This window comes from Ruegeria sp. CDSA033, assembly GCF_059612305.1.
In genome coordinates this window covers 18,891-42,343 of sequence record NZ_JBXWQI010000016.1, presented here as the reverse complement: position 1 = coordinate 42,343, position 23,453 = coordinate 18,891, and the positions used below count along the sequence as shown (strand labels likewise).

Below are 23,453 nucleotides of genomic sequence, written 5' to 3'. Positions count from 1 at the left end.
CTGGTTTTGAGAGTGGAGGTGCGGCGATGATGGGACCGAGGCATATGGCGCAGGGTGCGCTGTTCTACGCGTTTTCAATCGAGGAATTTGTGCCCGAAGATCACCCGCTACGTGGCATTGATCGTTTTCCGGATCTATCTGACGTTCGACCGCTTCTGGCACCATCGTACAGCACGCATGGTCGTCCTTCGATTGATCCCGAGTAGATGATCCGGATGCTGTTGTTGGGCCATTGCCAAGGCATTCGGTCCGAGCGCCGCCTCTGCGAAGAGGTGCATGTCAAACTGGCGTACAGGTGGTTCTGCAGGCTCGATCTGACCGACCCGGTGCCTGACCATTCGACCTTCTCCAAAAATCGACATGGACGCTTCCGGGAGAGTGGTTTGTTCCGACACCTCTTCGAGACAGTTTTGCAGCGCTGCATTGATGAGGGCTTGGTTGGCGGCGAGAGTTTTGGTGTCGATGCCAGCCTGATCCCGGCGAATGCGAACCAGACACGCGGGATTGAAAGCAAGGAAGGTCTGCCATCCAACCTGACAACCCGCGTCGTTGAGGAATATCTCGGGACACTTGATGACGCGGCATTCGGAGCCTCGACCAAAGTCGTTCCCAAATACATCTCGCCTGTCGATCCTGCGGCGCGCTGGACGGGGGCAGATGGTGGAGCAGCCTTCTTTGCGTATTCCACCAACTATATGGTGGATTTGGACAATGCCGTGATAGTTGATGTTGAGCCATCTGTTCCGATCCGAACCGCTGAGGCCTTTGCCGCAAGGCGTATGATCGACCGGATCACAGACCGCTTTAGCATGACCCCGGACAAACCAGTTGGCGATGCCGGCTAAGGTTCAGCGGAGATGTTGGGCTGGTTGGTGGAAGAGCGCGGCATCGCTCCGCACATTCCGGTCTGGGATAAATCCAAACGGACGGACGGCACATTCTCGCGTGAAGACTTTGCCCACGACCCCGCGACCGACAGCTATACATGCCCAGGCAACAAAGAATTGCGGACATATCGTCGGAACTTCTCCAAGCCGCGAAAGCCCAACGGCGGCAAAGACGGGTTCATCCGTTACCGCGCCTCAAAGCACGATTGCGATGCCTGCCCTCTGAAGCCGCAATGCTGCCCAAGTGATCCCGGACGACGCGTGATGCGGTCCGTCCACGAAGCGGCCCGAGATGTTGCGCGCGACATCCGCAAAACAGATGCCTACATGACCTCGTTCATCCAAAGGCGGAAAGTCGAGATGCTCTTCGCTCATCTGAAGCGATACGTAGGTGTGCCGATGATGCGGCTGAGAGGACCCAAAGGTGCATACGAACAGTTCCAACTCGCAGCCACAGCACAGAACCTAAGGAAACTCGCCAAGCGGGTTCCGCAACTAAAACCAATAGGCTGAGAGGAACGGCCCAGCTGCTTTGGGTCTTCGCCCAACGGCCGCTCCAACGTCAACTTTTTCAACACTATCCGGACATTACTGCCATTTGGTACTCTTGTTCCAATGGCGGCTTAATCCCCGAAGCGTATACTCGCAGCGATTCCCTCTTTGGGTGAATAAAGCAACAAAGTCTCTGAGTTGGAGAAATAATATGAACCGGGTTCGTCATGCGCTCGGATTAGCCGAGCGTTGAGCTCATCTGGCCAAAGATAGGTGCATGCACCAAGGGTTTCATGGCGACCGTCAGGAACGGCAACTGGTGTTTGGAACCAATCGGCTTGCCAGTTCACTGGTGGGGTTGATGACGCGTTCCTTGAGATATTTGCAATTGCATAGGAGCAACCAAATACGTTGTCAGCCCATGGGTGACTGCCCCAATGCCACCGGCGGCTTTCAACAACGTCTTCGATTTCTAGCAAGTCCTCAAAGAACGTAGAAGCAAATCGTGGGCTTTGAACAAAGTGAATCCAACTCCACCAAACCATAACCAGAACTATCGGCAGGGTTATCAAAACTCCGACTGAACAAAGCAAGATGAGTAAGAGTTTCTTCATTTGACTTATTTGCGTTCCCGACTTCGGGCATAAATAACCAGCGGCGCATCCGACGCAATGGGCTCGTTGCTGACCTCAGTGTCGTTACAGCAAAGCCCCTTTGTTCAGATCCGCCGCGTTGGCTTCCCTGCAGTTGTTGCAGGGCTTTCACTCGTCGCAGCCTATTTCGGTGGGATTTACGCGATTCAGAACACCTCGGTTGCAAAAGCCATGTTGCTCTTTGCGACAGCACCGTTCATGAACGCGTTTCTAGGATGGATCGCTCTGCGTAAACGCGTGCGCTTCGCAACCTGGATCGCGATTGTTATTGCCATTGGCGGGATCGCGATCATGGTCGCCGAGAAGTCCGGAAGCGTCGCACTTAAAGGCAGCCTTGCAGCAATTGGTTCGCCGTTTTCACCGTGGCGTTGCGATGGGGGCGAACTGGAGAGATGCTGCCAGCGGTCTTCCTTTCGGGTCTTTTCGCAATCGTTATTACCTTGACGATCTGCCTTGGCTCCGGGCTCTCCATTGTTCTAAGTCTGAATGACAGCGGCATCGCGATGGGCATGGGGGTATTCTAGGCCGGGGTCGGAGCCGGTCTAATCCTCTACACGCTGGGTTCGCGCAGCCTCCCCGCGGCAGAACTCGCGCTCTTGTCTCTGGACGAAGTCTTGCTTGGTCCGCTCTGGGTCTGGCTTTTTCTCGGGGAAACCTCAAGTTTCAACACTCTGATGGGCGGCGCGGGTTCTACTCGCGGCCATCGCGGGCAATGCGCTGTCGGGCAAGCGACGGAAACCACCGCCAATTACATCGCCGTAGTGCAGCAGCAAGTACGGCCCAAACCTGCTGTTGACCACCACACTCGGTCGCTGGGCTGCGGCCCGTCGAACCTACCGTTCGCTGTGGGTGCGAAAGCTACCCCTGCGGACGAGGCTAATACCCTGAACGCAATGGAGTTGTGCGACTGAAAATTCGTGGCCGCGCAGCCCGGGCCGATACAGGCCCGGGCTATCCACGGCACGCCCTAGCTGGCCAGGCCGCAAGAGGAGGAGTCGCTGTTGTTGGTGGTGTCTGTCTCCGTTACACCATCAGCGGGATTGACATTGACGGTGATCTTGAAGGGGATCTGTTCGCCACCTTTGACGTCGTCAGGGAAGACGAGCGACAGGGTGGTTTCACCGCCGTTTGGAGCCAGCGCTGGTGTTGGCAGATCGACCACCACGCCGCTCTGGAAGAAATCGACCCGCGTTGTCGAAGGTCCAGCGGCCCCTTTACCAATATTGCGCACAATGACCCTCAACTTGCGCGGTTCCTCACAATACCAAGCCGGGAAAGGTGGTGGGCCGGGCCGGAAGGGCTGCACCGGGATCAAATCCGGCTTCTCTTCCGTTTCCGGAGGCGGGGGCGGAGGAGGCGGGGGCGGCGTCTGTTTGATCAGCCGAGGCACGACCGGTTCGACATCGATGGTTTCCACTTCGCCTTCGCCATGGGCCGCAGTATAGACAGCGACAACGTCCAACGGTGTCTTACTGTCAATAAAGACGAACCCCTTCAGGAAACAGCACTCGGCCACCAGCAGGTGTCGCGCCACATCCTCGCAATCGATCTCCATCGATTCCCAAGGTCCGAGTTTGTTTTTTGTCCTGGAAGAGACATTGCCCGGTTTCTCGTTTGGCAAAGCCGAAGAAACCCGTTTACGAAAACGCACCGGATCTCCGCTGCCGTTACCGATGTTGATTGCCGTGTGATAACGACCCGGGGACAAAATGCGGCCCTTGGAACAGCCGCAGACAAATTTAACGGCGTAACGATAGGTCATCTTCGGTTCTTCCTTTTTGCAGCAATCAATGTCATCATCGGCGCGGTTCACCTCCATACGGCGGATGGCTACATTGTTGTCGCCGAGCGCCAGCCGCGCGACGGGCAGACTGCCTGCGATCGTCTCGACATTGCTGCGGTCGTCCGGCGCGTCTACGCTCGCAAGAATTTGTTCTTCGCACAGGTCCTCAGGGCACCATGGGATCGGGCCGACGATCACTTCGTCGCCGCAATGCACTGGCTGGCCGATAGGTTCTCCCACTACCAGCGGGTTCCAGTCATCCGGCCACGTGGCGCCCTTGCCCTCCGTCGCGCGGGCCAGTGACAAAGTGACTGCTTCGGCTGGGCAATCGCCTCGATTGCCGATCCTGACATAGAGGTAGTTCTCGACGCAGCGGCGCGGTGTTTCGTGGCTGTTGACTCCATCTGGGCGGTGCCGGTTCCAGATACTAGGGGCGTCGTCTTGCTGGTGCCAAGGGTATTCACCCTGCCGTCCGTCATCAATGAAGACGTCCACCTCCGGTGGGGCTCCGCTATACAACGCTTGTTTCTCGAAGCCCCAACGCACCACTTTGTGCGCCCAGCCTCCAGCGGCACCGTCAAACAGAGCAGTGTTCCGGTCAGATTCCTGCAACGCGCTGGAAAAACCGGTTACCGTGTTGGGCACAATCCCTGCCAAAAGCGGTACAGCCTGCAGAATTAGGTATACTGAGTACCGGCTGGCGTGGATTCTTTCGTCCAGATCCAGAGAATCGCCGCCCAGCGACCGGTAGATCCGGCCCAGCGTGGTGGCGTTGATCTCGGTGGACAGATACCCGCCCACGTCCATCGTGCCGCCCCAGCCCCAGCCCGAAGCGACTGACCTGTCCCATCGCCGGGTGATCAAGTTGCTGAAAGGAAAGGTGCGGAAACGGTCCGGCGCGATGCCCTGCGGATCGTAGAGGATTGCGGCCAGCGCGTCGCCAAAGCCATGACAAAAGCCGAAGTTGGGCGAACTGAGATGATCCCACAACACCGCGTGCCCGAACTCATGCGCCGATACGCGCGAGTCTGTGGCCATGCCAACTGTGGATCCATTGGCAGCCAGAGCGTAGCGAAACCGTAGGACGCCGTTGCCTATGGCATTGCCGGGTGCCTGGGCGTTCACCGGCCCTGCAGCGGGATTGAACCAGCGGTGATCGACGTCCACCGGGAAGGTCACACCGTCGAAATAGCTGGGCAGATCAAAGCCCAATGACTGGACGAAACGATATAAGAAGTCATGGTTGTAATAAGCACAGACCGCCGCAAAATCGTCGGTATCGGCGGCATAGTCGAAGACCGATGCGGCACCACTGTTTTCAGTCGGTGGGGCGATGTTCGGAGTATCGAGATCGCGCACTGCCACCAGTTCGCCGCTTAACTCCACTGGCGCGCCGCCGCCTGGCAGAATTAGTCGTTCCAGCGTCACCAGTTCGCGCTGTGCATTCAAAAGTGCGACCGGCGCCGTTGGATCAAGCTGAGAATCCCCCGAAAGGGATATCGGGTCGTCGGTGAAGACATAGCCCGAGACACACCCCACCAGCGGTCGGATGTAGAGCACCGCGCCGGTCTCCCAATCGACTAGTGCCCGCCAGTTCAACTCACCATAGTCGGGAAGTTTGCAGCCGAAATGGACAAGGCTCGCGAAACGCCAGTCGCCGTCTTTGATGGCCTTTGGCACCTGATCGATATTTGGTAATGGCGTCAACTCGGCGCCTTCGATCTCGCCTGGTTCTCTGTGCGGCAAGCGATGTCCCGCATCGTAGCGGTAGACGAAATCACGGATGTCATTGACCTTGAACTTCGTGAACTTTGCCCGTTTCGCGGCCTCGCGCAGGACCGCGCCAGCTTGCTTTTCACGGCCCGCCGGCGGGGTGGAGACTTTGCCGGGGTCGATATCGGAAACGATGCTCGAAGACGATCCGGTGACTATATTGTCGGCGCCAGCCATACGCAATGTCAGACCGCGCTCCCAGACGGGAATACCGTTAAGGGTTTGACGGAAGGTGAAGATCAGAAAGGATTGGACCGCCTTCGCTTCTTCCAGCCGAAGCTTGCTGCCCTCCTCGCGATCGAACTTGTTTGTCACAGGTTCACCCAGTCGATCAAGAAGATCGGGCGATATCCGGTAGTGGCCTGCTACTTCGGCCGCATAGGCCTGCGCCACATCCAGTGCGCTGGTTCCCTTTGTGCGCCCTGCAAGTGGGTCGCCACGATGCTGAAGGCCGATGATTGCGCCGTCTGGCGCGCGTTCAAATACAGTTTCCGGCATGTCTGCCTCCGTTCAATAGCATCCTGAAACGCTGGCCCAAAGGCCCCGGATCGCCCGGCCGAACGGCAAAAAAATACTTGGTGCAAAAAATAACGGTGCGCGATGGCCGGAGAAACCCATCGGCGATCCTGCCAACAAGGCAATAGTAACACTTACTGCCGATTCCCGCAAAGTCCGCCGTCTGCGTCAATGGGCGCGGCTACCCGTGAGTTGCAATCGTCTCCCGCTCGTGCATCTAGGACAACGCATGTCTGCGAGGGCAGGATGGTAAACAGTAGTATTCAACAACATACGGCGAAAGTGTCGATGCTGAAATTAAGGACACCATGCTGCTCTTAAAGCGGACCACCAGATGAGGCCGTTCGGAATAGCCTCGAAGGAGGCATTTGCATTGATGGAACCGAACGGCCCATTCCGGACATTGAACACCCAAGCAATATTCTGCGGTCGCAGCCTGCTTTGCGGTCATTCGCTGCAAGCGCATAATTTAACTGCTAACGAATTCACACATCGCGGAGATAGTGTTGAAAAAGTTGACGTTGGAGCGGCCGATGGGCAACACGAACGCTTAGACACCATTGTTTATGGAGGTCATCAAATGAAGAGGCTATTTCCATCCCTTCCCGAGGACGCAACACTTGGCAGCATCTTTCAAATGTTTCCGGACAAACTTTCACTCTGGTGCCAGTATGAGAGCCTTGTGATGCGAGGAGAGAGTGAGCTTTCCGCTTCCGAACGCGAGTTAATCGCTGCCTACGTTTCCGGGTTGAATGTCTGCTCCTATTGTCACGATGCGCATACTGTATTTGCCCGCGCCTATGGCATTGATCCAAAACGGATCTGTTGCAAATTTTTGGCCATTGACGCTCGCGCCACCAGCGGGTGAATGACTATCGGTATTTTTAAGTCGAAAGTCGGACCATGATCTCTTTCAAAGGCGCACAATATCCCAGGGAAGTGATCCTGTTCGCAGTATTTTTCTATGTCCGATACGGAGTATCATATCGTGATCTGGAAGAAATCATGGCCGAGCGCGGTGTTTCAGTGGACCACACCACGCTAAACCGATGGGTCACACGGTATTCTGGTGCGATTGCAGAAACAGCGCGCCGCCGAAAAAGCCCATGTGACCGCTCCTGGAGAATGGATGAGACTTACATCCGAGTGAAAGGCACGTGGGTTGGATGTGTAGCAAGCATTTGAAACGGCCAAAGTCAGCGACTTACTGGACACACCTATCCTGCGATCTCGGCGAATAGCTGGAAGCCAGACGTCGTATTGCTGGGGAATTGCCGCTTCCGGATCATGTTGGCGACTTCGATGCCGTCCAAGGTAGCTGATGCGGATCTGAACGATTTGAACCCACACATGTGCCGTACGCGACGCTTGATAAATCGATGATCTTGTTCGATCAGGTTATTCAGATACTTGGACCTGACCGTTTGGATTTTTGCTGGGCAGCCAAACCGATTGAGGAATTTGTTCACCTCTCGAATGCCCGCCGCGTTGGCTCCACTTTTGTCGATGACGATCTTGCTTAGGATTCCATTTGAAGCCAGCGCTTTGCCAAAGAACCGTGCTGCTGCTGGACAGTTCCTACGCTCAGACAGCATGAAATCAAGGGTGTTTCCCGCTCTGTCGACCGCTCGATAGAGATACATCCACTTGCTGCGCACACGAATGTAGGTTTCGTCCATGCGCCTTGAACTCTGAGTTGGACGCTTCATTGATTGCGCACGAGCAGCGATGATCGGCGAGTATTTCACAACCCACCTATTCAATGTGGCGTGGTCAACTCGCACACCTCGTTCAGCCATGATCTCTTCCAAGTCACGATAAGAAACCGTGTGCCGCAGGTAGAAGTAAACGGCGTACAAAACCGCATCCTTGGGAAAATGACAGCCTTTCAAGAAAATCATGCTGAAACCTGTTGGAGAACGATACGCGGACAACCAACTTCGAAATCTACATGCTCGTCAATCCAGACCCAAAGTTTGCGACACATCCCTTTTGATCAGATCATAAGCAACATCGCTCAGAGCCCAGAATAAAAGAATTCGTTTGTCATTTGTCGACCTCAAGACCGGCCTTGTGTAGACTGCCTAACAGCTTCTGTTCGAACTGATCACCCAGTTGCCAGATTGACAGAATGCTGTTTGCCTCGGATGCAAAGGCTGGTCGTTGCAACAATAACTCATTCAACGAGGACTGAGCCTCCTGCTGTCGTTCCAATTCCGCATTCAAAGCTGCGCTCCAAAGGTGTGTCCAAAGGAAGTTTGGCATGTCAATCTGGTCCAATACCGTGAGTGCCTGTTGGTAATTTTCCTGATCGAATTCATAAAAGATACGCGGAAAATAGTACCAATGCGGATGTACGGGGTTCAAGGCGATGGCCCGATCCACAATGGTCAGACCTTCAGCCCAATCGCCGCTGAAGGCGAGCCTCATACCGTAGTGTGCCAGAACAGAACTGTCATTTGGGCTCAGGCCAACTGCAATTCGACCGGCCTTGCGAAACCCAACAAAATCTCCGCGAACAAAGCGCATGTTGGCCAGCATCAAATGTCCGGCAGCGAGGTTCGGGTCAACCTCTACTGCACGGCGCGCTGCATCGGAGGCGTCGGCGATCACCTCTTTACGATCGCCGCCAAGACCAAAACGGATTTGTTGAAGATAAAGGTTGGATAACACCGCCCATGCTTCGGCGTAGTCTGGGCTTTGTTCCAGAGTTCTTTGAATGCAGTCCTTGATTGCCGGATGCCTGCCAAGGTCTATTGTGATCTGGTAGCTGTAATAACTCAGCACACAATCATAGGCATCGCGGTTACTCGGCGGCGTTCTGGCGGCAATTTTCATCGCATCCTGTGTAAGGACTCCGTATTTTCCAGCCAATCTTCCGATTACATCCTGGATTATTTTATCTTGTGCAGTGTAGATTTCGCTAGGGGCGCTGCCGGTGGAATAGTCATTTACCCAAACGTATCGATGGCTCTTGAGGTCGATGAGGCGGGCCGACAACACTATGGTATCGCCCTTGTCGAAAACACTTCCTTCAAGTGCGTAATCCGCGTTGAATTCTGTCCTCAATCCCTGCAGATCGGTGCCCTCAAGGGACGATCGCTGACCACTGCCCAAAGGCAGTACCCAAATGTCACGAAATCGCGCCAACTCGCTGGTCAATTGCTGGGTCAGTCCATCGGCAAAATAACCCGGTCCATCGCCTAGCGTGTCAAACGGAAGTACAGCTACGATAGGGCCTTGTGGTAATGTTTCCTCAGAGATTGAAGGGCTTGCTGACCACGAGCCACCAAAAGCAAACCAGATCAAGGCGCATAGTGTCGCGAGCCCGCCAACGCCAAAACCGACGATGGGATAACGCCGGGGGCTACGGTTTCCCAGGGGAGAGTCTTCAGGCGGCGTAACACGCTCGAACCGTGGGGTGTACCCACCCTTGGGAATGGTCAGGCGAAGCGGATCTTCTCGACCCGGTCCGGCATAGTAGCCATCTATATCCTGTCTCAGGCGTCGTGCCTCAAGCCGGACAATCGGGTCGATTTGCTGATCAAAAGTCTCGTCCCTGTCAAAAACGGACATAGCAATGGAAACACCTTTGATCTGATCAGCGCGACCGGACAGATACTCTTCGACGATGTAGGACAAAAAGGCGCGGCGTTGGGGTGTCGCCGCAAAATCAGGATGGGTCAATATACGATGCAACTGCGCCCGAATGTCATTTTCCGATATGTCCATCCGAAGAGCCCCAATCCCGTAAGAATCTAAAGAAAACAATCAATCAACACGCAACTCCGGGTGTCATACAAGGGTTCAACGGCAGGTAGCAACATGTTCGCACTTCTCTGCTGTATTTCTTTCGCTAACACGGGCGAGCACTTTGCCATGCAGGCAAGCGCCGGAGCGACGGGGAAACGGCCTTTGTATTCGAAAAGATGCCGTTCTTCGCGAACGGTTAGACTTTCCCTCGTGAGTTGGTTCTGTAACCGCTTCCTTGCCGCTTTCGATTAATGAATTTTCTTCGACAGGAGCTGTCTGACCATGGCATGCCGACAAAAACTACTTCTCACCACCACACTATTGATGCTGACCGGGGGTGTTGGGGCCGCGCAGGAACATTTTGACCCCAAGGGCAAGATGCCATCGGAATTCACTGTCGAGTTTCAGGAGCAGATGCGTGACTCACTGCCGTTCGAAGATCAGCGTGACTTTGAAGAAAGCCGCAAAGGTCTGATTGCAGTTCCAGACTACCGTCAGATCAAAACCGAAGACGGAACGGTCGCGTGGGATATCGGCAGCTATGACTTCCTGCTCAAAGAAAGTCAGACCTTTGACTCGATTCATCCATCGCTGCAACGCCAGGCTATTCTGAACATGAACTACGGCCTCTACGAGATCCTGGAAGGCAAGATATATCAGGTGCGTGGATTTGACCTGTCGAATATCTCGTTCATCCGGGGTGACACCGGTTGGGTCATCTTTGACCCTCTGGCGTCGAAAGAAACCGCAGCCGCCGCGTTGAAGCTGCTGAACGATACGGTCGGAGAACTGCCGGTCAAAGCGGTCATTTATTCCCATTCCCACGCCGATCACTATGGCGGTGTCCGCGGTGTCATCTCCGATGAAGATGTTGCCAATGGCGTCGAGGTGATCGCGCCCGAAGGCTTTATGGAACATGCCGTTTCAGAAAACGTCTACGCCGGCAACGTGATGAATCGCCGCCTGTTCTTCCAATACGGTGTTCTGCTGCCGCGCGATCCGCATGGCCATGTGGATCAGTCTATCGGCAAGAATATCTCGGCCGGAACCACCGGCCTGATCGAGCCGACCCGCTATGTCTCGGATGACTACGAAGAGATCACCATCGACGGCGTGCGCATGATCTTCCAGAACACGCCCGGCACTGAAGCCCCGGCTGAAATGAACACCTATTTCCCCGATCTCAAGGCTTTTTGGGCGGCGGAAAACATCACCGGTACGATCCACAACATCTATACCCTGCGTGGTGCTCTGGTGCGCGATGCGCTCAGCTGGTCAAAGCATATCAACGACGCGTTGTATGAATTCGGGCAAGATGCCGATTTGATGTTCGCCTCTCATTCCTGGCCCCGCTTTGGCAATGACCGCATTCAAGAAGTTATGCGCGCGCAACGCGACACCTATGCCAACCTCAACAACGGCGTGTTGAACCTGGCCAACAAGGGTGTGACCATCAACGAGGTCCACAATGTCTATGAGGTGCCGGAAAGCCTGCAGCAGCAATGGGCCGCGCGCAGCTACCATGGCTCGGTCGAGCATAACAGCCGTGCGGTCATCAACCGGTATCTGGGGTATTGGGATGCCAACCCGACCACTTTGACCCCCCTATCCCCAAAGGACAGTGCGCCGCTGTTTGTCGAGATGATGGGTGGTGCAGAACCGATCCTGATCAAAGGACAGGCATTGTTTGACGACGGTCAATACCTGCATGCCACTGAAATTCTGAACAAACTGGTCTATGCAGAACCGGACAACCAGCAAGCCAAGGATTTGCTGGCCGATGCGTTCGAACAGATCGGATACCAGAAAGAAAGCCCCTCCGTACGCAACTCGTTCCTGGGTGCCGCCTATGAACTGCGCAATGGCATCCCGCAAGGCGCCACCATCGAAACCACGGGCCCCGACACCATTCGGGCAATGGAAACGTCGATGTGGCTGGATTTCATCGCCATTCGCGTCAACAGCGCAAAAGCGGCGGATATGGAGTTTGTCATCAACCTTTCCATTCCCGACCGGGATGAGAACATCGTGGTCGAGATGAGCAACGCCACATTGACCCACATCATCGACCAGACAGCCCCGAATGCGGATCTGTCAATCAGTTTGAACCGGGCCGATCTGGAAAAGGTCATGACGGGTGAGAGCAAGCTCACCAAATTTCTGGTGGACGGTACGGCACAGTCCGAAGGCAACACGGATGTTGTGGCACAACTGGCATCCACATTGGACCAGTTCGATCTAGGCTTTGAACTGATGCCTGGCACCGGGGCCAAGGACCTTACGCCCCAGACAAATGATTTTGCCCAGCCTCCGTTGGCGAATTCAAACGGAGGCTAATCTCCGCGTCGATCTGGGCGAGCTATCCCAGATCGACCCGTGTTTTGGCCACATGAGAAGTTCGGGCCCGAATTAAATGTTGGTCTGGGATACCTCTTCCTCGAAACGGTCGCATTGATTTAACAATGCGACCGTTTTCTGGAGGTACAGCATCGGCTACTGTGGGGTCTCTGCCGACCACAGAGGCAAAACAATATTCCCTAACCTTGACAAGATTACGGTTGCGAAGAGCGGCCCGGAGTGGTCTTCCATGAGACATCAGAGAGCTGCAATGCAGCACCGCTGAACCGGACCTTCGCCGCAACTGCAAAATCTTGGGGTCGCTGAACTCACACATAGCGGACAAAACCGCCATAACCCGCTGAAGCAAAGTTGTTCTGAAATGATTGACCTTCAAACAGAGGCATGCCCCCGCAATCGGATCACCAGAGGCATCATCAGCAGAATCAGTGCGGCCGCGAAAAGGAACGGTGCACCCGGGAAATATAAGCCTGCCCCATCAACGGATATCTGAAACAATCCGGTCATCACCAAGGGAGATAAAACTGCGGCAACGGATGACAGCGACGCAATAACGCCCTGCACGACTCCCTGCCGATCTTCATCTACTTGGTTCGATGCCATCGCGGTCATCAACGCTGGTACAAGGTCAGACAACGCCGCTAGAACAAGGAAGATGATCAGGGCCACAACCGAACCGGTGAAGCCAAAGCCGATCATCCCGATCAGGGCCGAAGTCATGCCCAACATCAGCGTGCGGAAATCCCCGATCCACCTGATAAAGATAGGCATTAACCCCCCTTGGACCAAAGCCAACAGCACGCCGTAGGCCGCAAGAGACAGTCCGATATAGAGTGTCGGCCAGTCGAATACTTCGCGCGTCCAGAAGGCCCAAAGCGTTGGGTAGACCATATTGGCAAACTCAAAGATAAAAATGCAAAGCAGGGGCACAGCTAGGCCTGGCAAGCGGAAAGCATCGAAGATCGATTTGAATGGGTTGAGGTCGCGCTTCCCAAAAGGGCGGCGTTTTTCCGGCGTCAGGCTTTCTGGTAGCACGAAGTAACCAAACAAGGCGTTGCTCGCCGACAGAACAGCCGCAATCCAAAACGGTGCCGCGATGCTGATTTCTGCAGCAATGCCACCCACGGCTGGTCCCAGTACAAAGCCGATCCCGAATGCCGCGCCGATTAGGCCAAAATTAGCCGCCTTTTCCCGAGGAGAAGATATGTCGGCAATATAGGCAGTAGCAGTGATATAGGTCGCCCCTGCAAGGCCTGCGAGGGTCCGCCCGAGAAGAAGAAGCCAAAAACTGTCCGCCATGGCCATGATCACATAATCCAGTGCCAGCATGACAAGCGCCGCAATCAATATCGGCCTGCGGCCAACTGCATCTGAAATGCTTCCGACAATGGGTCCACACAGGAACAACGCCCCTGCATAGGCAGCCATCAGCAACCCACCCCAAAGCGCACCTTGCCCGGTATCACCCGCGCCAACCCGATCCATCAAATCCGGCATAATGGGGAACACGATACCGATGCCGATGGCGTCGATCATCAGCGTTAGAAGAATGAAGACAATAGCTCGGTTCTTAAACATACCGCCCTATCGAACGGGAACACCGGCAAAGCAAGCCAAAAGAGTTTTCACCTGGAGGTACGATTAGACTGCTTCGGTTCCTGTTGCCCAATATCATGCCCAAGCCCGAACTGGGTGGTATCAATCCGGTCTCAAACCTAATAAGCCTGCCTGAAACCAAAAGAGGACACCCAATGCCTAAATCAAAAAAGCCCAAGGCAAGGCGCCCGGGCGCAAACCCCGTCAAGAATCCTGCTTGGCGTCAAGCGCTAAACGGAACTGCCGGACAACATGGGGAGCGGCCAACTAAGACAGGCAAAAAGGCAAAGAACAAATCGGCCTAGGCCGACTGCAAATTTGAAGTGACTTGGTGACATTGCCGTATTGGATATCTTGGCCGCCAGTAGCCCATTTGCGCGGGTTTGTGCCGGTGACGTTCAAAGCCGGCCCTTAGCCGACATTCAGCACGGCATCGAAATCCTGCCATCGCGCCCGCTTTGCTGACATTCGCAGCAAATGCAAAATCTAGACGTCTGCGAATTCAGCGGATGCGGACTTTGCAGTCATTGATGTTTCGGCATGTTGCTGACTCAGCATCCGTTCGCATCTGCGACACGATTTTTGTTGCGACGCAGCGAAAGCCACCAATCCGGTCGTTCGCGGGTGTCGAATTCGCCCGAACCGAGACCACTTTTTCGCTGCAACTTGGTCAGACCATCGAGGCGCGGAACGAAGCCGCTGTCCCTCATTATCTCGTCAATGACCGTTCACGACACACATCGGACACGAAAAAATCTCACATGCTTAATCTACAATCTGTCAACATACTGTCAGGTTAGGGCGGTATCCATGTGCCAAAAGTCCGCTCAGAACACGTATTCACTGCGATTCAACTACTTCAAGTTCCGGGTTTGATGTAAGATACAATGACCTTGGTATCTGCGTGATGAACTCTCAAATGTGCTTGCTGTCCGACCACGAGTGTAGCCGCATTATTTTCAGAGCGTTCTAATGCAATTACCCTGCACTCCTTTAAGCAAAAATAAGCTGCAATCTTCGTTTTCCAAGAATGAGTTACATTTGGTGCTTATGACGTTAGGCATGTCGGGCATCAGGCAGTTATCCAAATTGAAGACAACTAAAGATGCAAAGGCCGCGCGCGATGACATCGAGCTTCGTGTGTCTAAGCAGGAGCTGGTATGTGGAAGCTTGATAGTCAACTGACTTATGCAACGAGACCAGATACAGTTGCTGATGCCTTAAGAGGTTGGAATCCAACACATCATCGTGCAAATCACAATTTTAGCATAGCTTACAACAATGGGCCTCTGGGTCAGTTGCGCCTCTTCCTCCACATTTAAACGATGAGATACGCAGCGGCGACGGCCAGGGGGAAGCCGATGACCAGTCTGAGCATGAACAGCGTGGCCAACCGCCAGAGCCTGAAGTCTATCTTGCTTTTCATCAGGACGACGCCGGTTTCCGTCATAAATATCAGTTGAACCAAGCCCATGATTGCAATTGCTACCCGGTTGACATCTGCCGGGATGTCGGCGCCGATCAGGACCGGGAACAGCGGGTCTGCCACGCCGGTGACAACCGCAGTCGCGGTGTCCGCCGCAAACTCCAACCCTAGTAGCTGAACCAGTGGCACAAATGGCACCGCAACCCACTGGAAGAAGGACGTGTATTCCACCACCACCATAGCAATTGTTGCAAAGGTCAGAACCGGTGGCAGGATGTTGCACCACATTCCAATCAAGTCCCTTATGCTGTTGGTAAAATACATGCCGACACCGGGTCCGGAATTGGCGCGTTCGAGTGCCGCCGAACAAGCGCGCGCGAACATGTGGCCATCTGTGGAAACCTCTTCGGGCCGATTGTCGATACCATTGTAGAAACTGTCTTCGATCAAGCTCAACGGCGGAATTCGCGCCAAGATCATCGCCAGGATCAGCAAAATACCGATCGACGTCAGATAGTACTGAACATAGTAATCCATTATGCCAGCGATATCCGCCAGAACGACAGAGAAGGGGATGGCCAGCATTGAAAAACAGCTGGCAATGATGGCAGCCTCGCGGCGAGTATAAAGCCCCATCTCGTACTGACGACTGGATAGGATGATACCAACGGAAGCCGAACCCAAAATCGAGGACATACTGTCGACAGCGGCGCGTCCCGGAAGCCGGAAAAGGGTGCGAAACGGCTTTACCAACAGCGCGCCGGCAAAATCCATCAATCCGTATTCAGTCAGCATTGGAAGCAAAAGCGCGGCCAGAAACAAGATGGCCATAAGCTTGATGATCACCACATCGACTATGATTTCTCCGGTGAATTCGCTCCAGATCGCTTCGGGTCCGACTTTAAACATCACCGAGATCAGAAAAATGGCACCGACAGCACGCACCAGGATTGTGAACCAAGTGACATTGATCAGTGGGGTCAACCAAGACGAGAGGTCATTCGACGCAGACTTCGAACGCATCACCATGGGCAACACGAAGGATATCGTAAGAACCAGCAGCAGAATCCAGTGCATAGCCTTGCCAAGAACACCGACGATCGAGTTGGCAAAATAGACAAGTGGTATGGTGTATTCCCCGCCTATGTTGAGCGGAACCATGAACAGAACCAGGCCGATCAACGATGGCACGATGCTTTTGAGGAGGAGACCAGCAGAAATGGAAATGGTCTCCGCGTCGTTTTCCGTGCGCAAATTTGAACTCTGGTGCATACGTTCCTCCTGGGGAAATTCGGTTTAGGATGGCCGGATCCATGGTGATCTGATGTTTCTAAAGGTCCCAATCGAACGACAAGAAGGACCACAGGTTCCTACGGTAAGGGCAGCCATGTCGAGGCTGATGCGTCCGCTCTTACAAAGAACGGACGCTAACAAAGCGAAACTGGGGAGGGAGAGGAGCCCCGCTTTGTGTATGGTTAGCTGGCAGATGCGGCCTTCAGGGCCGATACAACGCGTTCAGGCGTCATTGGCATATCCACCCAGACCCCGGTTGCATTGTAGACAGCCTGTGCGACGGCTGCGATCCCTGCGGCGATCGGCGATTCCCCTGCGCCGCGTGCTCCAAACGGCCCAACGGGATCGGGATCTTCGACGAACAGAACTTCGGCATCATGCGGGAAATCTGCACAACGCAGAAGCTTGTAGTCGAGCAAGTTGCCGTTCTTCAAAGCGCCGGTTTCCTCGTCAAAGATCATGTGCTCGTAGATCGCAAAGCCGGACCCGCAGATCGCGGCACCAATGATCTGGTTCTTGAGGACCTGAGGGTTCACCACTGTCCCGCTGTCCTGAACGCACAGAAAATCGATCAGCTTGATTTGGCCGGTTTCGATGTCCACTTCCACCTCGCAAAACTGCGCGCCGAACTGACGGGCAAAGGTCGTCGAAGGTGGCATGGGCACCCGCGGGCTGCCGGTGATCGAAGAGGTTTGACCCAAGGTATCCGAGCGTAACTCGTTCAGCACATCCGAGAAAGGAACCCTTTGATTGTGCTTCCCTGGGTCCCGATGGATAACTTCGCCACTATCTACGTCCAGTTCTGACGGATCGACACCATCAAAAAACTCGCGTGCAGCTATTGTCAAAAGCTGGTTCTTCACGTCGCGGGCGGCTTCGCGGCTGGCCCATCCGGTGCGATACATCGTCGAGGATGCCAGCGAACCGTGGTTCCATGGGCAGCTGTCGGTGTCGCCTGTTTCAATCGCGACCTGATCAAGCGTCAGGCCCAGTTCTTCGGCCACAACCATGGCTTGGGTGGTTTCAGCCCCCGCGCCCTGACGACCTACGGCGCAATGCACCTTGACAGAACCATCTGGGTTCATGCGGACCATCGAATTTGACGCGCCTTCGAATTCCACACCACACACATGGGCACCCGTACCGACGCCAATCCCGCGACGCTGCGCGCCCTCTGATTGGGTTGGCACGGCCCAGCCTTTCCAGCGGTCCTTCCAGTTGAATTTTTCTGAACCCTTCTCAAGCAGCGCCCTGGTTCCACCGGCTGACAATTTGAAGAGTTCCGGCCAATCCTTGCGCAGGTGTTCAGGGACGTTGTTGATATACTCGTCTACCTGACCTTTGAGGTTGTGGCGGCTGTGCTGCATCCGCAGTTCATCGCCCGAAACGATCTGGTTTTTGATCCGAAAATCAACCGGGTCGATGCCGACTTTTTCTGCCAGTTGATCTGCGCAACGTTCTACCGAGGCGCCAAGCGTGCAGTCACCAACCCCACGCATACAGCCCGCAGTTACCATGTTGGTGTTGATGCCGTGGATACTGTAATCGCCGTGACCGTTCTTGCCCCACATGTCGACACAGAAGAAACCCACATCGTCCTTGAAACCATATCCCCCATTGTCGATCAGGTGGTCAAATTCAAAAAAGGTCAATTCGCCGTCTTTGGTGCACCCCATCGAACCGCGAGTGCGCTCCTGGTGGCGGCGCTTGACGGTGGCCATGCATTCTTCGTTATCCAGCTCGATCTTGGCTGCCTTGCCGACCTTTTTCGCCAGCAAAACCGCAATGAGCATGAAGTTGTTCGACCACCACTGACCAAACGAACTGCCGCTTGGCAGGGCTTGCACCCGAATTTTGGACAGCGGAATACCCAATGCTTCGTGCACGCCATCGCGCAATTCGCTTGGGGTCTGGGATGAGGTGATCACATTCACCCGATCCCCCATCCATTCGGCGATACAGGCATTGCGACCAAGGGGTGCATATTGCTGGCTTTCATAGAAGATGTCGCAGTCAACGGTGACGTCCGCTGCTGCCTTTCCAGCGTCAACATCCCCCCAGGATACTCCATAAGGGTCGCGCTCATTGCCCTCATACCGGATTTGTGGGGCGTCTGCCTTGCGGGCTTCTTCCATGTCGAACACGGCAGGCAGAAGTTCATATTCAATCTCGACCAATTCAGCAGCTTTGGCAGCGGCCTCGGGCGTGGTTGCTGCGACAGCGGCCATATCGTCACCCACAAACCGCCCAGTTCCGTCGAGCACCTTGCCGCGATAGTTGAACCAAGCCGCTTCCCAGTCATTCTGAGGGACGTCGTGATGCGTCAGAATGCCAACATATCCCGGCACCTCCTCGGCTTTGCTGGTGTCGATTTTGACGATTTTGGCGTGCGGGTGCGGACAGCGGACAATCTTGCCGTGCACCATGTTCTGCACTTCGTAATCGACACCGTAACGGATTGTTCCGGTTACCTTTTCAACCGCGTCTTTCACGTGCAATCCGTGGCCAACAACCTTGAGGCTCTTGTCGTGTTTTACCATATCATCCTCCCGCCCGTGTCGGGGCGCATTGTTAAATTGTCAGGCTTATTCGGCGGCTTGCTTTTGCGCGTTCATTAACTTAACGGCACGCAAAACGGCCTTTACGATGTAGGGGTAGGCCCCACACCGGCAGATGTTGCCACTCATGCCTACAGAAACCTCATCGGCAGTTGGGTTCGGATTTTCCTCGAGAAACGCCTTAGCGCTGAGGATGAAACCGGGTGTGCAAAATCCGCACTGAAACCCCTGTTCTTCGATAAAGGCTTGTTGAATGGGATGCAGCGTTTCACCATCAGCCAATCCCTCGATCGTCATGATGTTCTTGCCTTCGGCCTGTTGCGCCAGCATCAGGCAGGATGTCATCGGAAGGCCATCGACGAGAATTGTGCAGGAGCCGCATTCCCCTTCCGAACAGGACACGCGGGCGCCGATCAGCCCCAGATCATTGCGCAATGCATCAGCCAGGGTCCGGTCCCCGCGGTCAGAGATTTCGACATTGCGCCCGTTGACTTTGAGTACAGTCATTAGATCGTGCCTCCGTGGTTTTTGATGGTATCTTCCAGCGCGCGGCGCAGCATGATTTCGACCATATCCTGCCGATAAGCGGCGGATGCCCGGACATCCGAGATCGGTTTTGCGTGTTTCGCAGCTGTTGCGGCAATGGCGGCCAGTTTGTCTATAGTCACATCCGCCAGAGCCATTCCTTCCAGCTCAGCACAGGCATCAGGCGCATTAAGGATGATCGGTGCCACAGCGCCGAGGCCAATGCCGACCTTGCTGATCACGCCGTCTGATCCAACGGTCACCGCAGCAGATCCGTTGACCAGCGCGATGTCTACGACAGTCCGGTCGATCCGGCGATACGAAACGTGCACCTCTCCGTCCGAGGGCAGCGGAATGGTCACCTCTTCGAGGATTTCGGCGCCGTTCAATGCGGTTTTGTTCACACCCTGGAAGAAGTCATACATCGACACTTTTCGTGAACTGTTTTCGCCAAGAATCTTCGCGGTCGCATCAAGAGCGACAAAGGCAGGGCTGAGATCCGCCGCCGGCGATGCATTGCACAGGTTACCACCAACCGTTGCGAGCGTTCTGGTCTGCGGGGTCGCCATCAATTTAGTGATTTTGCTCAACGACGCCAGCACGTGGTGTTGATCAGCAGAACGCTCGAGAGTTGCAAGCGAAGTCAGTGCGCCGATACGGATCGCGTCGCTTTCGATCCTGATGTAATCAAGTTCCTTCAGATCGCGAATGTCGATACAGGCTGTCGGTTTCGTTTTTTCCTGCTGCCAATGCAGCGTCATGTCGGTCCCGCCGGCCCATATCTTTGCCCCGCCACCCTTTTCTGCAAGCAGGGCTACTGCTTCGGCCGGGGTTGTTGCGCGTTGGTAGGTGAATGAAGATTTCATGGCATATTCCACACTTGTCCAATGCGGGGGCGGCACCGCCCCCGGCTGTTGAGGTCCAACCCGGTAGGCGGGCGGATTTAGGTGCAAAAAAGTGATCAGATTGGCAGACGGCCAACCCAATTGTTATTATTGTACTTCTCGCCAAAGCCTTCGGAATCGAGCCATTCGATGATCGAAGGATCTATTCCATCATCAGCAGAAATCGTGGCATCAGCGACACCGGCTTCGTGATAAACGTCGCTGAAAAGTTTCCACGTGTCCGCAAGATAGCCGGCTTGGCAGTCGACATCTTTGCCGACCAACACGCCCCAACCACTTGGTTCTCCATCCGGTTGCGGTGCTTCGGCAGGAATGCTCTCGCACAGGGGTTTGCCGTCGCCCAGACCAAGGGCACCCTTATTCTGATCAATGGTCAGCATAACTGCGCCAGCCTGCGTCAGCCGCACATCTTCCTCGGGCCAATCAAGCCCTTTTGCTACGATCGCGTTGCCCTCGGCAGGGTTTTGTTTCCACCAGTCGACCGCCTCGAACCAGGCTCGAATGACCTCACGCGCAACCTCGGGCTTTTCTTCTAGCCAGTCAGTCGAGCAAGCGATCGAGTCAGATACTAATCCGCGTTCATAGGTCTTGTCGGTGAATGTGCTTTTCAGGACATGCGCACCTTCACGTTGGGCTGACTGCGTCGAGAAGGGAATAAAGTTCACGTCTACATCCAACGCACCACTTGAAAAGGCTGCGGTCGCGTCCTGCGGCAACATGATGCTGTGGTTGGCTCCATCAAACGGAATGCCATTCTTTTTCAGAGTAAGCAGCATCCACATGTGATTGAGGAAACCATAATCTGCGGCATACGTCTTGCCCGCCAGATCAGCCTCGGACTGGATCGACCCGTCGACAACCATTTCGTCAAGCCCGTAGGACATCAGGGGTACGGCGACATGCTTTACCGGTACGTCTGCGGCTGCGGTAACAACCGTAGAGTCCATTGTCGTCATCATGCATTGGATGGAACCGCTGACCAAGCCAGCATTGCGCGCGGTGATGTCTTCGATGATTTTGACGTTGATATCGACACCGTCTGCCATGCCCATCTCTTTGGCAATGAACCAGGGGCCATAGACCGACACAGACAGCATTGTGACAGTAAATTCTTCTTCGGCTGCCACTGTTCCGGCTGTGCTGGCGATCGCCGCTGCACACACAGCCAAAGTGCTGCCGGTCGTTTTTAGGATGGGTTTGATTTTCATTTTTCCTCTCCCGTGATGTATTTCAGGCGGCCTGCAGCTGAATTTCCTCGCGCATCCAGGCAAACATTTGTTTTTCGATTTCCAGGTATCCGGGCTGGCTCAGCAAATCTTCCTTGCTGGTAAAGCGGTGGCCCTTCTTGAAATCCATATAGACGTCTTCTTTGATCCGCCCCGGAGTGCGGGTGTAGAATACGATGCGGTCAGCCATATAGATGGCTTCCTGAATGTCGTGGGTGACCATGATCACTGTCTTTTTCTCGACATCCATGATCTCGACCATCATTTCCTGCATTTCCCAACGAACCTGAGCATCCAGCGCACCAAACGGTTCGTCCATCAATAGAACTTCCGGCTTCTGCGCGAGTGTGCGGGCAATCGCGACACGTTGCTTCATCCCCCCCGACAGTTCCGCCGGATACTTTTCTGCAGCGGCACTAAGGTGAACCTCTTCCAACAGCTTTTGAGCGCGCTCGCGTCGTTCGGCTGCGGGAACCCCCAAGATTTTCATGCCGTATTCGACGTTCTGCCGCGCGGTCAGCCAGGGAAAGGATGTATAGGCCTGAAAAATCATGCCGCGATCTGGACCGGGACCCTGAACTTCGTGTCCGTTAACCAGAATGTCACCAGTGGTCGGCGTTTCCAGCCCGGCCACCATCCGCATTACAGTCGTCTTGCCGCAACCCGAGGGGCCGACGAAGGCAACGATTTCACCTTCCTTGATATTGAGGGAGACGTTGTCGACGGCGGTAAACGTGCCACCAAGGTACGTCTTGGTTACTCCGTTGACGCTGATGATGTCTCTTTCGCTGATTTCACGCTTCAGTTTCATAATATGCTCCCCTCAACCTTTGCGTTTCCGGTTCCACGGAAAGGCGTAATGGGCCGCCACCCGGAACACGATGTCAGTGAGAACACCCATAATCCCGATGGTCAGGATGCCCGCCATAATGACGTCGACCTTCAGAAACCGTCCGGCCCGCATCATCACAGCGCCGATACCGTCCTGGGCCGCCACGATTTCAGCAATAACCAGATAGGTGTATGCGACAGCGATCATGTTGCGCATGGAATCCATGATCGCTGGGGACGCTGCGCGGCCAACAACATTGATCACGATTTCCCGTCGAGACGCGCCCATGGTTTGGGCCGCTTCGATTAACTCTTTGGCGACCGCTTCAGTGTTGTCCAAAATCAAGGCGATCAAAAAGAAGACCACGCCAAGAACCAGCAAAGCCATTTTCTGGCTGTCCGTTGGTCCAAACCACACCAGAAGAAGAGGAATGAAAGACGCAGCAGGCAAGTAGCGTGCGCCAGAGATCACGGGATTAATCAAGGCGCGGATCGGAGCGAAGCATCCCATTAGTATTCCAAGAGGAACTGCAATGACGCATGCAATGAAGAAACTACCGAAGATCCGGTATGCCGAGATACCAACGTCCGCTATATAGTCTTTTTCCTGGATCAGTGTAATCAGAGCCTGAACCACAGAAAGCGGAGAAGGCAGGAATCGCTTTGCTTCTTCTGCCGTCAGCAGATGCGCCACCTCCCACAAACCAAAAAATACAAGCGCGCCAATCAGACCGTAGGTCATCGTTTGCTTGCCACTCAGTGTGACCAGAAGCTGAAGCTTTTTTGGCTTGTCGCGCGTTTTGGTCAATTCTGGGTTTCCAGCTTTGATACTTGTGTCCGACATCTCTCTTCCCCGTACAGAGCCTATGGATGGCCTC

The 23,453-nt window shown here is 54.7% G+C and carries 16 protein-coding genes and 2 pseudogenes; 6 read left to right on the top strand and 12 right to left on the bottom strand.

The genetic code is table 11. The features are described 5' to 3' along the window. Positions 1–26 precede the first annotated feature (26 nt). Positions 27–1,400: pseudogene (locus tag AC2FLA_RS17775) on the top strand (transposase). A 110-nt stretch (positions 1,401–1,510) separates the two neighbouring features. Here AC2FLA_RS17775 and AC2FLA_RS17770 read toward each other — a convergent pair. Beyond that, a complete protein-coding gene (locus AC2FLA_RS17770; protein ID WP_496724012.1) occupies positions 1,511–1,993 on the bottom strand; it encodes a hypothetical protein in 483 nt (160 codons plus the stop codon). Positions 1,994–2,050: 57 nt separating this feature from the next. Between AC2FLA_RS17770 and AC2FLA_RS17765 the strand changes: the two genes are divergently transcribed. Then, positions 2,051–2,476, top strand: coding sequence for an EamA family transporter (locus tag AC2FLA_RS17765; protein WP_496724010.1), 426 nt, complete (start codon positions 2,051–2,053; stop codon positions 2,474–2,476). A 152-nt stretch (positions 2,477–2,628) separates the two neighbouring features. Further along, positions 2,629–2,943 (top strand): hypothetical protein, encoded by a 315-nt coding sequence (locus AC2FLA_RS17760; protein WP_496724008.1) that lies wholly within the window; start codon positions 2,629–2,631, stop codon positions 2,941–2,943. Between the two features lie 56 nt (positions 2,944–2,999). On the opposite strand, the gene AC2FLA_RS17755 is transcribed toward AC2FLA_RS17760, so the two are convergent. After that, positions 3,000–6,086, bottom strand: a complete 3,087-nt coding sequence (locus AC2FLA_RS17755) for a hypothetical protein (RefSeq protein ID WP_496724006.1) — start codon at positions 6,084–6,086, stop codon at positions 3,000–3,002. 394 nt (positions 6,087–6,480) lie between these two features. Between AC2FLA_RS17755 and AC2FLA_RS17750 the strand changes: the two genes are divergently transcribed. Continuing rightward, positions 6,481–6,972: a carboxymuconolactone decarboxylase family protein gene (locus AC2FLA_RS17750; protein WP_496724070.1), complete on the top strand. Its 492-nt coding sequence runs from the start codon at positions 6,481–6,483 to the stop codon at positions 6,970–6,972. Positions 6,973–7,007: 35 nt separating this feature from the next. Further along, positions 7,008–7,268 (top strand): annotated as a pseudogene (locus tag AC2FLA_RS17745) (transposase family protein); the annotation flags it as partial. 53 nt (positions 7,269–7,321) lie between these two features. Here the strand turns inward: AC2FLA_RS17745 and AC2FLA_RS17740 are convergent. After that, on the bottom strand, positions 7,322–8,005 hold the full coding sequence (locus AC2FLA_RS17740) for an IS6 family transposase (protein WP_496724005.1): 684 nt from the start codon (positions 8,003–8,005) through the stop codon (positions 7,322–7,324). A gap of 145 nt (positions 8,006–8,150) precedes the next feature. Next, complete coding sequence (locus AC2FLA_RS17735; protein ID WP_496724003.1) at positions 8,151–9,836, bottom strand: tetratricopeptide repeat protein; 1,686 nt, start codon at positions 9,834–9,836, stop codon at positions 8,151–8,153. A gap of 303 nt (positions 9,837–10,139) precedes the next feature. On the opposite strand from AC2FLA_RS17735, the gene AC2FLA_RS17730 reads away from it, so the two are divergent. Further along, positions 10,140–12,194 (top strand): alkyl/aryl-sulfatase, encoded by a 2,055-nt coding sequence (locus AC2FLA_RS17730; protein ID WP_496724001.1) that lies wholly within the window; start codon positions 10,140–10,142, stop codon positions 12,192–12,194. A 393-nt stretch (positions 12,195–12,587) separates the two neighbouring features. Here AC2FLA_RS17730 and AC2FLA_RS17725 read toward each other — a convergent pair whose 3' ends face one another. From AC2FLA_RS17725 to AC2FLA_RS17690, 8 genes are all read right to left on the bottom strand, one after another. Beyond that, on the bottom strand, positions 12,588–13,793 hold the full coding sequence (locus tag AC2FLA_RS17725) for an MFS transporter (protein WP_496723999.1): 1,206 nt from the start codon (positions 13,791–13,793) through the stop codon (positions 12,588–12,590). 1,336 nt (positions 13,794–15,129) lie between these two features. After that, positions 15,130–16,509: a YjiH family protein gene (locus tag AC2FLA_RS17720; protein ID WP_496723997.1), complete on the bottom strand. Its 1,380-nt coding sequence runs from the start codon at positions 16,507–16,509 to the stop codon at positions 15,130–15,132. A gap of 203 nt (positions 16,510–16,712) precedes the next feature. Next, entirely contained in the window at positions 16,713–19,070 is a 2,358-nt protein-coding gene (locus AC2FLA_RS17715; RefSeq protein ID WP_496723995.1) for a xanthine dehydrogenase family protein molybdopterin-binding subunit, read from the bottom strand. Positions 19,071–19,115: 45 nt separating this feature from the next. Beyond that, positions 19,116–19,595 carry a (2Fe-2S)-binding protein gene (locus AC2FLA_RS17710; protein WP_496723993.1) on the bottom strand — a complete coding sequence of 160 codons (480 nt, stop codon included), beginning with the start codon at positions 19,593–19,595 and terminating at the stop codon, positions 19,116–19,118. After that, positions 19,595–20,479 carry an FAD binding domain-containing protein gene (locus AC2FLA_RS17705; protein WP_496723991.1) on the bottom strand — a complete coding sequence of 295 codons (885 nt, stop codon included), beginning with the start codon at positions 20,477–20,479 and terminating at the stop codon, positions 19,595–19,597. Before AC2FLA_RS17705 ends, AC2FLA_RS17710 begins: the two co-directional genes overlap by 1 nt. A 95-nt stretch (positions 20,480–20,574) precedes the next feature. Next, positions 20,575–21,726, bottom strand: coding sequence for an ABC transporter substrate-binding protein (locus tag AC2FLA_RS17700; protein ID WP_496723989.1), 1,152 nt, complete (start codon positions 21,724–21,726; stop codon positions 20,575–20,577). A 22-nt stretch (positions 21,727–21,748) separates the two neighbouring features. Further along, positions 21,749–22,555, bottom strand: a complete 807-nt coding sequence (locus AC2FLA_RS17695) for an ABC transporter ATP-binding protein (RefSeq protein WP_496723987.1) — start codon at positions 22,553–22,555, stop codon at positions 21,749–21,751. A 12-nt stretch (positions 22,556–22,567) separates the two neighbouring features. Further along, positions 22,568–23,419 carry an ABC transporter permease gene (locus AC2FLA_RS17690; RefSeq protein WP_496723985.1) on the bottom strand — a complete coding sequence of 284 codons (852 nt, stop codon included), beginning with the start codon at positions 23,417–23,419 and terminating at the stop codon, positions 22,568–22,570. Positions 23,420–23,453 lie beyond the last annotated feature (34 nt).

Coding starts and splice junctions, on each gene's coding strand:
- AC2FLA_RS17750 (WP_496724070.1), top strand. CDS start 6,481: ATGGAACCGAACGGCCCATTCCGGACATTGAACACCCAAGCAATATTC.
- AC2FLA_RS17700 (WP_496723989.1), bottom strand. CDS start 21,726: ATGAAAATCAAACCCATCCTAAAAACGACCGGCAGCACTTTGGCTGTG.
- AC2FLA_RS17725 (WP_496723999.1), bottom strand. CDS start 13,793: ATGTTTAAGAACCGAGCTATTGTCTTCATTCTTCTAACGCTGATGATC.
- AC2FLA_RS17735 (WP_496724003.1), bottom strand. CDS start 9,836: ATGGACATATCGGAAAATGACATTCGGGCGCAGTTGCATCGTATATTG.
- AC2FLA_RS17755 (WP_496724006.1), bottom strand. CDS start 6,086: ATGCCGGAAACTGTATTTGAACGCGCGCCAGACGGCGCAATCATCGGC.
- AC2FLA_RS17770 (WP_496724012.1), bottom strand. CDS start 1,993: ATGAAGAAACTCTTACTCATCTTGCTTTGTTCAGTCGGAGTTTTGATA.
- AC2FLA_RS17690 (WP_496723985.1), bottom strand. CDS start 23,419: ATGTCGGACACAAGTATCAAAGCTGGAAACCCAGAATTGACCAAAACG.
- AC2FLA_RS17705 (WP_496723991.1), bottom strand. CDS start 20,479: ATGAAATCTTCATTCACCTACCAACGCGCAACAACCCCGGCCGAAGCA.
- AC2FLA_RS17720 (WP_496723997.1), bottom strand. CDS start 16,509: ATGCACCAGAGTTCAAATTTGCGCACGGAAAACGACGCGGAGACCATT.
- AC2FLA_RS17710 (WP_496723993.1), bottom strand. CDS start 19,595: ATGACTGTACTCAAAGTCAACGGGCGCAATGTCGAAATCTCTGACCGC.
- AC2FLA_RS17765 (WP_496724010.1), top strand. CDS start 2,051: ATGGGCTCGTTGCTGACCTCAGTGTCGTTACAGCAAAGCCCCTTTGTT.
- AC2FLA_RS17695 (WP_496723987.1), bottom strand. CDS start 22,555: ATGAAACTGAAGCGTGAAATCAGCGAAAGAGACATCATCAGCGTCAAC.
- AC2FLA_RS17740 (WP_496724005.1), bottom strand. CDS start 8,005: ATGATTTTCTTGAAAGGCTGTCATTTTCCCAAGGATGCGGTTTTGTAC.
- AC2FLA_RS17730 (WP_496724001.1), top strand. CDS start 10,140: ATGGCATGCCGACAAAAACTACTTCTCACCACCACACTATTGATGCTG.
- AC2FLA_RS17715 (WP_496723995.1), bottom strand. CDS start 19,070: ATGGTAAAACACGACAAGAGCCTCAAGGTTGTTGGCCACGGATTGCAC.